Origin of the sequence: Bacillus hominis (genome assembly GCF_030348325.1) — a bacterium.
Classification (GTDB): domain Bacteria; phylum Bacillota; class Bacilli; order Bacillales; family Bacillaceae_G; genus Bacillus_A; species Bacillus_A hominis.
Window position 1 is genome coordinate 2,824,212 of sequence record NZ_JAUCFS010000005.1, and the last position, 14,070, is coordinate 2,838,281.

A 14,070-nucleotide genomic window follows, 5' to 3' on the forward strand; every position below is an offset into this window, starting at 1 on the left:
TAGGAGGGACATACTTTGCGAGATAGTAATTTAGATTTACGCGTGATTCGTACGAAAACGGCAATACGAAATGCATTTGTGGAATTAATTGAAGAAAAAGGCTTTGACGCCATTACAGTAAAAGATATTACAACGAAAGCGAACATAAATCGCGGTACGTTTTATACGCATTATCAAGATAAATTTGATTTAATGACGAAATGCCAAGAAGAAATTATGTATGAGATGTCTAGCATTGCAAAAAAGAAATTTCCGGAAGTGATTGCGGATCTTGGGTCAAACCCTTCCCCAACGACTCCATTTGTACTTATCGCTTCTATACTTGAATTTCTAAACGAAAATAGTGATTTTATAAAAGCTGTACTTAGCCCAAAAGGAGATTTATCTTTCCAAACAAAACTGAAAGACTTTATGTGGAAAACACTGTTTGAAGATACGAATGATGCTCTCATTAAGAAAGAGAATTTACTTGTTCCAAGCCAATACTTAGCTTCTTATATGGCATCTGCTCATATAGGTGTCATTCAGCAATGGTTAAATAGTGGGCAAAAAGAAACACCGGAGGAAATTGCTCGTATTTTATCAACAATCGCAGTTCATGGACCTTTTTATGCAGCTGGCTTAAAAAAATAAGCCAGCTATATAATAAAAGATCATCCACTATAATAGCGGATGATCTTTTTATTTATCTAACGCTCAATTACAACACTTCAATATACCCTTCTGTTCCATGTACCCGAATTCGTTGCCCATCTTTTATTAATTTCGTAGCATTCTCCACCCCAACAACTGCTGGTAATCCATATTCACGTGCGATAACTGCTCCGTGTGTCATAAGCCCGCCGACTTCTGTTACTAAACCTTTTATAGATACAAACAATGGCGTCCAGCCAGGGTCCGTAAATGCGGTAACTAATATATCTCCATCTTCTAAATCCGCATCTTCCATGTTTAATATAACGCGAGCTCTCCCCTCTATCACACCTGAAGAAACAGGCAGACCTACGATTGCTTCCGCAGGGAGATTTTCTCGTTTGTACTTACCTGTAATGATTTCACCATCAGACGTAATAACGCGCGGGGGCGTTAGTTTTTCATATAATTTATACTCATTTTTTCGATTATTGATGACTTTGTAATCCAGTTTATTTGTACGAACGACTTCGTTAAGCTCTTCAAAAGTTAGATAGTATATATCATCGGTTTCATGAATAACACCGCTCTGCACAAGTTGCTCAGCTTCTTTCAGTAACGCCTTCTTATATATGAAATAACGATTAATCATGCCGTATTTCGGGTACTCTCGATAACCGATGAAATTCCGGATGTTACAAATCATTCGCTTCGTCTCTTCTACTTTTTGTTTACCTTCTGGCAAGTGCTGCAATCGCTCTAATAACTCTTCTTCTTTTTTCAAAGCTTCCTGCAGCCCTTCTTCAAATTTCCGCTTACCAGCACCGATTTTAAAGTCTCTTATATTATTTAAAATCATCGGGATAATAGAAGCTGGCTTTTCACTCCAGCGCGTTTTCGTAATATCAATTTCTCCGCTACATCTCATTCCGTATTTATTCAGAAAAGCATGAATCGCATCTCGAACTTTTTCTCCGCCTTCAAACTTAACTAGTTCATCTAAAAAGCTATTATCTTTTACATGCTGCAAATATTCAATGACTTCTGGATAAGGGCGAATCACATCTGCAACGTCCATTAATGCTAAACCCATTTCTGACGTAATGTTATTTTGTACAGATTGAGAAAGTGTATCTGCTGCATTTTTTTCCCCTAGCCATTGCTCCATCTTTTCATTAATCCATGATGAAGCATCCATACCTGCCATAATTACAGCCATACTTTGCGGGTGAAATAATATTTTCTTTAATTGCTGGATATCTTCTAAAATAAAATCAAGTACCTCTGATCCTGATTTCGTTTGAATGGTTTGTTTTAACTCTTCGATCGATGCTTGATTATTCTTTATTAAATCCGTAACGATTGCCGGATCGATTTCGATTTGTGGTTGCGAACTTACAGGTGGCATACTTTTACTAAGACTCTTTTCTTTTTCATCATCCGGTAACAATTTGATAAAATTATCTCGCTCTATTACAGTCGTTAATGCATCTTTAATAAGCGGCTCCGATTTCCCTATTGTATTTAATAACATTTCTCGACCAGTAGGCGAAGCCAATCTTTGTGCAACATCAACAAACAACCTTCCTCCAGCTTGAAACCTCGGTCCAAAGGATGTTAACTGGAATAAAGACATCCCTAATGGTTTCAAAGGATCCGTCATCATTTGTTGGTGACCGACCGATACATACACATGATTTTCCTGATCATTTGCTTCTGGAATTGGATATAAAGTCGTGATTGGCCTGCTTTGGACAATATAAAATGTATCACCAACTAAACACCATTCAATATCTTGCGGACAACCGAAATAAGCTTCAATCTGTCTTCCAATCTGTGCTAGCTGTAATATTTGTTGTTCAGACAGTGTTTGAATCTTTTGCTGAGTCGGATCAATCTGTTTCGTCTCTGTTCCGCCCTCTTTTAAGGCATAGATAGCCAATTTTTTCGTTGCGATCATCTTACCGGCGATTTCGCCTTCTTTTACTTTATAATTATCAGCAGATACTAAGCCTGCTACTAATGCCTCACCAAGTCCAAAACTTGCATCAATTGATAGCACCTTTCGGTTAGAAGTAATCGGGTCAGCAGTAAATAAAATTCCCGAAGCCTGCGGGAAAACCATTCTTTGAACGACAACACATATAGAAACTTGGCTATGTTCAAAATCATTTTGCATTCGGTAAATGACTGCTCGATCTGTAAATAGGGAAGCCCAGCACTTTTTTATATGCTGCAAGATCGCTTCTTTTCCGATGATATTTAAATACGTATCTTGTTGACCTGCAAACGAGGCATATGGTAAATCTTCAGCAGTAGCACTCGAACGCACTGCATAAGCATGCTCATCGCCAAAACGTGAGAGATAATAAGCCACAGATTCCTCAACATCAGAAGAAATGTCTACTTCCATAATGATTTCTCTAATCTTCCTGCTAATTTCACCAACTTGAGCTCGGTCTTCACTTTTCAACTTTGTTAGCTGCTGCAACAAAGTTTGAAACGCTTCATTTTGTTCGATGGCTTGTTGATACCCTACCGTTGTAACACAAAATCCTTCTGGCACTTGTATCCCTTGAACGTTTGATAACGCCCCTAAATTCAATCCTTTTCCACCAACGAGCGAAAGCTGTGTGTTTTCTATTTCCTGAAAATCGAGAACGAAAGAACTCATGTAACATCTCTCCTTATTTTGCATGTGTTCTTGATTGTAGCAGTAGTAAATGAGAAGAAACAGTCTATTTTGAACGTAAATTACATGATATAATTAAATTAGGAAAAGATCATCACTTCCATTCCCCCCCTCTAATTCACTTCAATTACATCGACAAACTTAAAAATTCTCCTATTACAAAAAGCATCTGTACAAATAATCGTCTCATTTATTGGATTCATATCAGCTACTGTTATGTAATTTTTATATAGATAGCCATTTTTATAATATGTAAGTAAAACCTCTTCTTCACCTAAAAATGAAGTTAATAGTTTGTTTTCAAGCACCTCTTTTGCATCTTGCGTTAAGATTGGACGCGAAGCTTTCGCTTGCTCATGTATCATTTCTTTAATCACTGCAAACTGCTCTGGCATACTGGCGAACGGTTGCCACTTCACCATTTTATCAAGACATTTTTTCAAGTTTTATAGGAATATGAATATCCCAATCATTGTACACATGTATATGTACAATGAGCCTCCCATAAATAACGCACGTCAAATTCCTCCCCCTAATACAATATTCTCCCTATTGAATAACAAATAACATTTACATCGACTTTGAACCTTTCAAATCTAAACTTGTCTGCATACTATTTAATTAGAGCGCTATTTTTATGACTGCATAGGTTATATAGTAATAAGTCTGGCGTTACCTCTCTAATTATTAGGATATTTTTTCTTCATATATGCATACTAAACATACTATAGAAGGTGCATAGAAGGTGAGGAAGTCATGGCTAAATTTCTGAAATGGTTAAAATATAGAGAAAACCCTAAATCATTTTCAATACGAAACGATACTCCTGTTCCCCCAAAAAATATTGAGGATTCTCTCTTAGAAGCTAATTTATCGAAAAACATAACTGATCTTCAGAATATATTCCATCAATCACCTGATCTAGTGATTCGGCGGTTTCAAATAACAGAATCTGGATTAGAAGCCGCTTTAGTATATTTATCAGGATTAACAGATAAACAATTAATTCAAAATAACGTTTTAAGTCCTTTAATGAACAGTGATTTTAATGCTAATAAGGAACTTCCCATTACTTTAGGTCAAGTTAAAATGATTAGTACGTGGAACGAGATTGAAACGGCTATTTTAACAGGGGATAGTGTACTATTGATTAACGGCCAAACGACGGTTCGTCAATTGGACACGAAAGGATGGCCACAAAGGAACATTGAAGATGCTCGTAACGAAATAGCTTTAAAAGGTGCACATCAAGGGTTTATAGAAACGGGAGCTCAAAATGTTGCGATGATTCGAAGGTACATTCCGCATCGTGAATTAATGATAAAAGAATTAGTAATAGGTGTGCGAAGTAAAACTAAGATTTCTATTTTATATTTGCAAGATGTAGCTTCTGAAGATGTACTAAATGAATTGGAAAGAAGGATTCAAAATATTACGGTAGATGCAGTAGCTAATAATAGTGAGCTAATTGAATTTATTGAAGATAACCCGTATTCACCGTTTCCGCAATTTATATTAACTGAAAGACCTGATTTGGCAGTCTCTCACATACTACAGGGTAGATTTGTAACTGTAATGGATCATTCGCCTAACGTATTAATTGCTCCAACAAATTTCATCTCCTTTTTTCAAGGTGTGGATGACTATGGTACAAGATGGCTAGTTGCTTCGTTTATTCGTATACTTCGTTTTATCGCCTTTATGGTTGCTTTATTTTTGCCTGCGAGTTATGTTGCGTTTATTTCTTTTAATTTTGAAGTGATTCCTGTAGAACTTTATTTATCTATTGCAGAGTCAAGGACACGCGTACCTTTTGTGCCAGTAATGGAAGCATTGCTTATGGAAATAACTTTGGAAACGATGAGAGAAGGGGCCTTACGCTTGCCTACCCCGATTGGTCAGACAGTTGGAATTGTAGGAGGTATTATCATTGGACAAGCAGCTGTTCAAGCAGGAATTGTAAGTAACATTATGATTATTGTCGTTGCCGTTACAGCCATATCATCTTTTATTATCCCTAACTATGATATGGGATCCGCAGTTAGACTTTTACGATTTCCAATGATGATCTTAGCTGCATTATTTGGAATTGTAGGATTGGTAATCGGATGGATGACATTACTTGGGCATTTTATCACTCTTGAATCGCTAGGAACCCCTTATGGAACACCCTTAGCACCGTTTCGCTTTGGAGATATGAAAGATACTTTTGTGCGTTTTCCTTTATGGGCGATAAGAAAACGATCGAACGGTACAGGAGCTATTCAATCTATTCGACAAGGAAAGAATCATAATAAAAGGTGAAACTATGAAAAAATATGCCTCTAATGACATCACGCTTATGCAGTATATTTTTTTAATTAATGGAATGCAGGTCGCCACTGGCGTTCTATCTCTTCCTCGTGTGCTTGCAGAAAAAGCTGGAACAGATGGTTGGATAGCCATAGTGATTGGCTGGTTATTCTCTACAATATCAGGTGTTTTTATCGTGAAAACAGCTGCAAAATATCCTGATGATACAATTTATGAAATTCTTATACGATTTTTTGGGAAAATAGTAGGGAAAGCATTCGTTGTTGCTTATATGATGTACTTCGCTTTTTATTCTTGCATCGTTCTAGTGAACGCTATGCTTTATCTTAAGGGATGGCTTCTTCCGAAAACACCAGATTATATCGTTATCTTTTTGTTTTCGATTCCTACATTGCTTGTTGCACGTAACGGCCCCCGTATTATAGGGCGGTATTCCGAACTTAATTTTTATATGATGCTTTGGATACCATTATTCTTTTTAATACCTCTTAAAGAAAGCGGAAGTTGGATGCCATTCTTTCCGATTTTAAAAGAGGGGTGGAAGTCTGTATTCACGGCTGTACCGACCACTATTTTTGCATATTTAGGGTTTGATATTGCTTTCTTTTTATATCCATTTTTACAAAAAAAGCAGTATGCAGTCCATGGAATGATTATTGCGAACACTTTAACGATGTTATTCTATTTATTTGCTACTATTGTTTGTTTCGCTTATTTTAGTCCAGATAGTATTACTCAATTTAATCAACCAGTACTAAATTTACTTAAAGTAATTGAGTTTCGTTTTTTAGAACGCTTTGACATGATTTTATTGGCTGCATACTTAACAATTGTTTCCACATCTTGGATTCCTGCCCTATATTGTTCGGTGTTTTGTTCGAGCAAATTACTTGGGAAACAAGATCACAGTTCTCATGTAGTTGTTCTCTTATTGCTTATTATCGGTTTCGTATTTTGGACTCGCCCTAGTTGGAATCAAGCTGAAACTTGGCAACAAGTATTTTCGAATACGGGGGTAGTATTAACCTATATATTGCCTATCATTTTATTGATGTATGGCTGGTTATATGAGAAGCTGCATCGGGGGAGAACACATTGAAAAGAAAAGTATTATGTTGTATTTTGATATCGGTATTTATGATGACTGGATGCTATGACCAAACCAATATTGAAGATGTTTCTCTTTCCCTTGCTCTTGGCATCGACTTAGATCGTAATAATAATTTGTTGGTTTACAAGTCAAGCCCTGTTTTTAATAAAGAAGCAAAGATCAAAGAAGAAATTGTCGGTGTAAAAGCTACTACGATTCGAAATGCTAGAGACAAATTTGATGCTACTGTTTTCTCACTTACCTCGGGAAGCAAAATGCAAGTTATTTTAGTTGGAAAACGATTACTGAAAAAGAAAAACTGGATAAAGAATCTTGATCCATTTTATCGAGATCCTAAAAATACAGTTACCACAAGAGTTATTGCTGTAGATGGACCTGTTTCGGACGTTTTTTTTTATAAACAAAAAGATAAGCCACGGCTTCCTTTATATTTAACAAAGCTAGTTGAGACGGCAGCTTTAAGAAATATCACAGTAAAAACAAATCTTCAAGAACTAGATGAACAAATGATGGACAGAGGGAAAACGGCAAATATTACTGAGATAAAAAAAACAAATAAAATATTTGTAACAGGTACAGCTTTATTGGATGAAAAGGGGAAGTATAAATTAACACTAAATCCCGATGAAAATAAACTATTACGTATTTTGCAACAAAGAACTACCGGTGAGTTTTCATTTACAATTCCAATTAAATTAAAGTCTGATAGTAAGGAAAAAGATTGGATGAGCTTTGCTGTCTATAGTATTAAAGTGAAAACAAAGGCAAGATATGACAATAAATTTATATTTGATACAGATATAAAGATGAAAGTAGGCATAACAGAAAGGCTTTTTACGTTCAATACAAGAAAGGATGCAGCGAAATTACAGAAGGCAATTGAAACGAAATTAGAAGAAGATTTCAAGCAAGTAATAAAGAAAATACAAGATGCGAATATTGATCCTATTGGGCTTGGGGGATACGCAAGAACTTATACATATCCAGAATGGAAAAAAGTCCAAAACAAATGGAATAATGCATTAGCAAAGGGCGATGTAAACGTCAAGGTAAATGTAAAAATTGGTGCGATGGGGACAATTAAGTAAAAGGAGTTCAACTTAGATTCGTACTAAATTTACAAGTATCTTCAATTTTAGAATGGGAATTTTCTTTAATAGGAGTCCCCTGTGACCATCAAGCTAAGAAAAGCAACCCCCAAAAAACAAATACATGTATATTTTTTGTTTTTGGGGGTTATAAAATTCTTAAGTTGATGGATGTGTGGTGCTACCCCTAATTAAGTTGGATATATTAAAGTTTAGTATGTGCCTTTTTTATTCCCCCACCGTATTCCTTGCTATATCCAACTGAAAAATGAATTGTTTGCGCGTATTTCTTTTCCCGTCTCAACCTATAACAAACTTCTTCTATGTGCTCTAATAAAATAACTATGAACTCTTCTACCGAATAATCACGTAATAATATTTGGCTTTTCGCTATCGATGTTGTTGCGGGAACGTATTTCTCTGCTATTCTGCTAAAATCAATTCCATTACTATGTAGATGCAATTCTTCTCCTATTACCCCGAAAGATTGCTTTAAATATTTCAAAGGATACTGAGCTAATTCTCCAATTGTATGTATACCTTTTCGGTTCAATTTCATTTCCGTTTTATACGATATACCCCAAAATTTACTGAGCGGTCTAATGCTCCATAACTTCTCGGGTATATCGTCATACGTCCAGTGCGCAATTCCATCCCTATTCTTTTTCGCTTCCACATCCATCGCTACTTTACTCAACAATAAATTCGGACCAATGCCAACTGTACTTTAAAAATCTTTTAAGAAATACTTAAGAAATTTCCCTCTATATTCATAAGAAGTTTTTTCTATACTTACATATGTAAATTAACAAGAGGAGAAACAATAATGAAGAAATTTGTACTTTGCATAATAGGAATAAGCCTTCCTATATACTTACTACCTTTCATATTACGCGGGGATTTAGACAGATTTAATCCGATTGCTGAAGAAAAAAATGTATACGCCATTGCGAAGGGATATGGCGTTCCGGATTACCATCATAAAGGAAGAGCTATGTACTCATTAAAAGGTGTTGATGAATTAAGGAATGAGAAGGTATATACAGTAGGAACGAACACTCCTAATGATTTTATAAGAAAGACTCACTTAAAAATTCATGTGAAAGGAAAGTATGTCTATTCTTACGACGTTATTTCTGAAAAGGATATTCCGGAGAAAATAAGGAAACAATTGGACATAGAAGATAAATAAAAGAGCCTACTCTTATGAGTTGGCTCTTTATTACCTCTCCCACCTACCGTTGTGCTATCGCCCTTCACAAACTTGAGAAAGGAGAATTCTTTCGGTAAATATATTAAATTAATTATCATTGTTTTAATAACCATTGTTCAATTACTTTCACTGTTTCATCTTGTTGTGCTTTTGACGTAATTAAACTAGCATTATCACCCTTTTGCTCACCATACATGCCAAAATTAGCATGATTGCCCCCTTTTATCATGTGCATAGTTGTATTCTTTGACATTAACTTTTTACTGTTCTCTATTTTTTCTACAGTTGCTAAACCATCTACTTCCCCATAAATTGATAACATAGGAATCGATTTAGTAGAGAAATTATCTGCAGGATAAGAACCCAAAAGAATGATCCCATCTACCTTTTCTTCATGTTGAAAGGCATACTTAGAAATCATAGCTCCGCCCATTGAATGCCCCGCAACATACCATTTTTGAACTTCAGGATACTTTTCAATTACACTGTCTACCTCATTTATTCCCAGTATCGCTAAGTTTAATGGTAACTTAGGCATTACTACAAAATGCCCATCTTTTGCAAGAGCTTCCCCTAAGTAACTATAAGACTCAACTTCTACTTTAGCACCTTGATAAAAAATAACCCCTATTTTAGACTCTTTCTCTCCAAAAATTATATTATCTTCATCTTTTTTATCATCCACTAACGACAAAGCCTCTTTCGTTGGTTTATAAGTAAACTGAGACCAAACAAAAAACGTAATACTTCCCATAAGTAAAATACCTAATAAAGAGTACAGAACAATTTTCATCCACTTCTTCACATATATACCCTCCCTAAGATGTGTATATTCTATACTTTAATTATTATTAGTCTGATTGTCGAATAATCTGTTAGTATCATTCAAAAACAAACAAAAATAAAAACCCCAATCTCTCTATATAAAAATTGAGAAATTGGGGTTTAGTCACTTAACACTATTATCCGATTGTTAAGGAGTTTTATTTAAAACAGGTAACTAATTAATAATCCGACTGATAATAAGAAGCCAAAAATCGTATTTGTCATCGCTGTTGATTTCATTGCTATGCGCATATATCCAGGTTCCTTTACTCCTTTTTGGAAACCTTGAATTGCAGAGATTGGCTTTTTCAAACCTAGGAACATAACTAATGCCCAAGGGCTTATATAACCCATTAATACAATTACGGCGATCCATAAATACGCAATGAAAAAGGCTACAGCTAGCGTTACTACAGCTTTCTCTCTCCCAAGGAGGATTACTAATGTCTTTCTTCCACCTTTAATATCTTCTTCGATATCTCGGATGTTATTCGACATGTTGATTGCACCTACTAAAATTCCAATTGGAATGGAAATCAATACACTTTCAATCGTTATAGTATTCGTTTGAATAAAGAAAGCAATGAGTACAAAACATGTCCCCATCAACAATCCAGAAACTAACTCTCCAAACGGAGTGTACGCAATTGGTAATGGACCACCTGTATATAAATAGCCAACCGCCATCCCAATTAACCCAATGACGACTAACCACCAGCTACTATTCATACAAATATAAATGCCAATAAAAGCTGCTACTACATACAATAAAAGCGCAACTGTTAAAACATTTTTTGGCTTCAATCCATGACGGACAATTCCACCACCAATTCCAACAGAATCAGCTGTATCTAATCCACGTTTGAAATCATAATACTCGTTAAATAAATTCGTTGCTATTTGCAATGCTAAACATGCACTCATCATCGCAATAAATAAAAGCCAATGAATCTCGGCAACATACAGTGATGCCACTGTCCCTAAAATTACAGGAGAAAACGTCGCCGTTAATGTATGTGGGCGCGTCATCTTCCATATTAATTTAGCGGAACTAATTTCTTTTTCATTCCCCATAACTCTGTTCAATCTCCCTACATTTTAAGTATAAAATCGCTAGAAGTATCTTTCTATCTATTTCCTGCTTCACATCCATTAATTATATCAAATAAATGATTATCCTTTCTAACAAATCTACTATTAATACAGTAAAAAATTATAAAATGAAACTTTAATCAGTAGGGGTGTCCATCCTCCACTGATTAATAGCACACACCAATCCTACTTTTACGTGCATCCCGACTCCCTCCTAACCCCCTCGCATTCGCCGAATTTTAAGGTGAGTCTTACCGGCCCACAAATAGCGGGATAAATAAAAGAGCCAACTCATATGAGCTGGCTCTTTCTTCTCTTATTTTTAAAAATTTCAATAGTTACGTACATTGAAAAATAGCTAGATTTTACTTTTGTAACCCACTAATAATTGTATCTGTATTCCATTTCATCATTTTCAAATAAGTATCTCCATCCTCACCTGATTTACCTAGTGAGTCTGTAAAAATTGTACCCGTAATTGGTACGTTTGTTTCTTTTGAAACAGTTTCCATACTACGTCGATCTACACTTGTTTCTACAAATAAAGCTGGAACTTTGTTTGTTTGAATTAAACTTACAACATCTCTAATTTGATCTGGAGTACCTTGATTTTCTGAGTTAATTTCCCAAATGTACCCTGTCTTAATGTCATATGCTTTTCCAAAGTATTTAAAAGCACCTTCACTAGAGATTAAGAAACGTTTTTCTTCAGGGATTTGATGAATTCTGTTTACTGTTTCATCATGTAACTTTTGAAGTTCTGCTATATACTTGTCGGCATTTTCAGTATAAAACTCTTTATTTTTAGGATCTTCTTTAATTAATGCCTTCTTCACATTTTCAGCATATACAATACCATTTTTAATATTCATCCATGCATGTGGGTCTGGTTCTTTTTCTAATCCTTTTGTTTCTAAATAAATAGGCTCTACACCTTCACTTACTTTATAAACAGGTGCATCTTTCTCTGATTTATTTGCTGTTTTCAATAGTTTTTTAAACCATGCCCCGCCCTCTTCTAGGTTTAATCCATTGTAAAATACCATATCTGCATCTGTCATTTTCATAACATCTTTTGGTAACGGATCATATTCATGCGGGTTAGCCCCAATTGGAACAAGACTATGAATCTCAACTTTATCTCCACCAATTTGCTTCACCATATCATATATAATGGAGTATGTTGTTACAACTTTTAATTTTCCACTGCCCTCTTCTTTTCCATTTGTGTTACTAGAACACGCTGTTAATGCAAATACAAAAATACAAATTACTGATAATAAAACATTTTTAAATTTCATCTTTATCCTCCAATCAATTATGACAACTCTGCTCTATTTTTTCTAATTTTAATAGCTCTCCAAAACAAACCTTGTGACGGTGAGAAAAAGAATGCCAATCCGAACAAGAATGTTGCAACAAGAACAATTGTTGCACCCGATGCAAGATTATAAGAGAAACTAAAGAATAACCCCACTACAGATGAAAGCGCACCAATGCCTGCCGCTAAATAAATCATGACCCATAAACGGTTTGTTAATAAATACGCTGTAGCCGCTGGTGTAATCAGCATCGCAACAACTAGAATAATTCCAACAGTTTGAAGTGATGCAACTGTAACCATTGTTAGAAGAATCATTAAGCCATAATGAATCCATTTATTCGGTAATCCGTAGCTTTGTGCCATGGTTGGATCAAAAGTAGACACCAATAGTTCTTTGTAAAATAGAATTACAAGGCCAATAATGACCACCCCGATGATAAGCGTCATCCACATATCAGAAGAACGAACCGATAGAACATTCCCAAATAAAATATGGTACAAATCAGAACTACTCTTCATAAAGGTAATTAAAATAATTCCAACAGCGAAAACAGATGTAAACATAATCCCTATCGCCATATCATGTTTAATTCGACTATTTTGACTTACAAATCCAATTCCAACCGCAGTAATAACACCTGTTAAAACTGCCCCTATAAAATAATTCATTCCAATCATATAAGAAAGCGCTACTCCTGGAAGAACCGCATGTGAAATGGCATCACCCATTAATGCCATACCTCGTAAAATAATAAAACACCCAATTACACCACAAATAACTCCTACCATCACGGAAGTTAATAACGCCTTCTGCAGAAAACCATACTGCATTAATGCATCTATAAATTCTACAATCTTCATGATGAATGTACCTCCGCTGCATTATTGAAGAATATTCCTTGATTCATATACGCTTTTGACATAACTGTTGGTTCTAATACTTGTCGTACTTCCCCGTAATGAATTAAGCTCTTATTCAATAATAGTAATTTATCAAAATAGGACTCTGCTTTACTTAGGTCGTGATGGACAACAACAATTGTTTTCCCTTCTTTGCGTAATTCTCTAAGAATTTTAATAATTGTCTCTTCACTTGTTACATCAATTCCAACAAACGGTTCATCTAAAAAGAATATCTCTGCCTTTTGTGCTAACGCTCTCGCTAAAAAGACACGCTGTTGTTGTCCGCCTGAAAGCTCACCAATTTGGCGGTTTTTAAACTCTTCCATTCCAACTTTTTTTAAGCATTCAAATGCCCAATTCCGATTCTCCTTCTTCGGTCTTTTCATCATACCTAAAGATGGATATGTTCCTATTAGAACAACATCTAAAACTGTAATTGGGAAATCCCAATCTATATCACTTCTTTGTGGTACATACGCAATACGCTTTCTAGCGCTTCGAATATCCTCTCCAAGAACCCGAACATATCCCTTATCATTCGGGATTAAATCTAAAATAGCTTTCATCAAAGTCGACTTTCCTGCTCCGTTTGGACCAATAATTCCAACTAGTTTTCCCTTTTCAATCTCAAAAGAAACATTTTGAACCACTTGATTCCCTTGATAGGATACAAATAAATCTTTGACAATTATAGCCTCAGCCATTTTTTATGCATCCTCCCTTCTTTTTTTCGCAAATATAATTATTTTGCACAAAGGCAACTTTCGAACAAAAAAATATAATACAAATGCAAACACACAACTAAGTTTCCTTAAGGAAACTTTTTTATATGAGTCAAATTATATAAGCTAGATGCAAATTTGTAAACTAATTTTT

At 35.2% G+C, this 14,070-nt stretch carries 12 protein-coding genes and 1 pseudogene; 5 read left to right on the forward strand and 8 right to left on the reverse strand.

Going from position 1 to position 14,070, the window contains the following annotated elements:
• Nucleotides 1-15 precede the first annotated feature (15 nt).
• Complete coding sequence (locus QUF93_RS17120) at nt 16-633, forward strand: TetR/AcrR family transcriptional regulator (protein WP_289359589.1); 618 nt, start codon at nt 16-18, stop codon at nt 631-633.
• 67 nt (nt 634-700) lie between these two features.
• Here the strand turns inward: QUF93_RS17120 and ppsA are convergent, their stop codons facing one another.
• Both ppsA and QUF93_RS17130 read right to left on the reverse strand, forming a co-directional pair.
• A complete protein-coding gene (ppsA, locus tag QUF93_RS17125; protein ID WP_289359590.1) occupies nt 701-3,307 on the reverse strand; it encodes a phosphoenolpyruvate synthase in 2,607 nt (868 codons plus the stop codon).
• 131 nt (nt 3,308-3,438) lie between these two features.
• Nucleotides 3,439-3,747: a YolD-like family protein gene (locus QUF93_RS17130; protein ID WP_289359591.1), complete on the reverse strand. Its 309-nt coding sequence runs from the start codon at nt 3,745-3,747 to the stop codon at nt 3,439-3,441.
• 334 nt (nt 3,748-4,081) lie between these two features.
• On the opposite strand from QUF93_RS17130, the gene QUF93_RS17135 reads away from it, so the two are divergent.
• The 3 genes from QUF93_RS17135 to QUF93_RS17145 are packed head-to-tail and all read left to right on the forward strand — an operon-like array spanning nt 4,082 to nt 7,837.
• A complete protein-coding gene (locus QUF93_RS17135; protein ID WP_289359593.1) occupies nt 4,082-5,629 on the forward strand; it encodes a spore germination protein in 1,548 nt (515 codons plus the stop codon).
• Between the two features lie 4 nt (nt 5,630-5,633).
• Complete coding sequence (locus QUF93_RS17140) at nt 5,634-6,737, forward strand: GerAB/ArcD/ProY family transporter (RefSeq protein WP_289359594.1); 1,104 nt, start codon at nt 5,634-5,636, stop codon at nt 6,735-6,737.
• On the forward strand, nt 6,734-7,837 hold the full coding sequence (locus tag QUF93_RS17145; RefSeq protein ID WP_289359595.1) for a Ger(x)C family spore germination protein: 1,104 nt from the start codon (nt 6,734-6,736) through the stop codon (nt 7,835-7,837). Before QUF93_RS17140 ends, QUF93_RS17145 begins: the two co-directional genes overlap by 4 nt.
• Before the next feature lie 214 nt (nt 7,838-8,051).
• Here QUF93_RS17145 and QUF93_RS17150 read toward each other — a convergent pair.
• A pseudogene (locus QUF93_RS17150) lies at nt 8,052-8,564 on the reverse strand (DNA polymerase thumb domain-containing protein); the annotation flags it as partial.
• Between the two features lie 99 nt (nt 8,565-8,663).
• On the opposite strand from QUF93_RS17150, the gene QUF93_RS17155 reads away from it, so the two are divergent.
• A complete protein-coding gene (locus tag QUF93_RS17155; protein ID WP_199709691.1) occupies nt 8,664-9,029 on the forward strand; it encodes a YxeA family protein in 366 nt (121 codons plus the stop codon).
• A 115-nt stretch (nt 9,030-9,144) separates the two neighbouring features.
• Here the strand turns inward: QUF93_RS17155 and QUF93_RS17160 are convergent, their stop codons facing one another.
• The 5 genes from QUF93_RS17160 to QUF93_RS17180 form a co-directional block, all read right to left on the reverse strand.
• The gene (locus tag QUF93_RS17160; protein ID WP_289359596.1) at nt 9,145-9,855 is read right to left on the reverse strand and encodes an alpha/beta hydrolase; all 711 of its coding nucleotides are present in this window, start codon (nt 9,853-9,855) and stop codon (nt 9,145-9,147) included.
• Between the two features lie 182 nt (nt 9,856-10,037).
• The gene (menA, locus tag QUF93_RS17165) at nt 10,038-10,949 is read right to left on the reverse strand and encodes a 1,4-dihydroxy-2-naphthoate polyprenyltransferase (protein ID WP_289359597.1); all 912 of its coding nucleotides are present in this window, start codon (nt 10,947-10,949) and stop codon (nt 10,038-10,040) included.
• 383 nt (nt 10,950-11,332) lie between these two features.
• The gene (gene mntA / locus QUF93_RS17170; protein WP_289359598.1) at nt 11,333-12,268 is read right to left on the reverse strand and encodes a manganese ABC transporter substrate-binding protein/adhesin MntA; all 936 of its coding nucleotides are present in this window, start codon (nt 12,266-12,268) and stop codon (nt 11,333-11,335) included.
• A gap of 17 nt (nt 12,269-12,285) precedes the next feature.
• Entirely contained in the window at nt 12,286-13,152 is an 867-nt protein-coding gene (locus tag QUF93_RS17175) for a metal ABC transporter permease (protein ID WP_002120497.1), read from the reverse strand.
• Nucleotides 13,149-13,898 (reverse strand): metal ABC transporter ATP-binding protein, encoded by a 750-nt coding sequence (locus tag QUF93_RS17180; RefSeq protein ID WP_289359599.1) that lies wholly within the window; start codon nt 13,896-13,898, stop codon nt 13,149-13,151. Before QUF93_RS17180 ends, QUF93_RS17175 begins: the two co-directional genes overlap by 4 nt.
• Between the last annotated feature and the right edge of the window lie 172 nt (nt 13,899-14,070).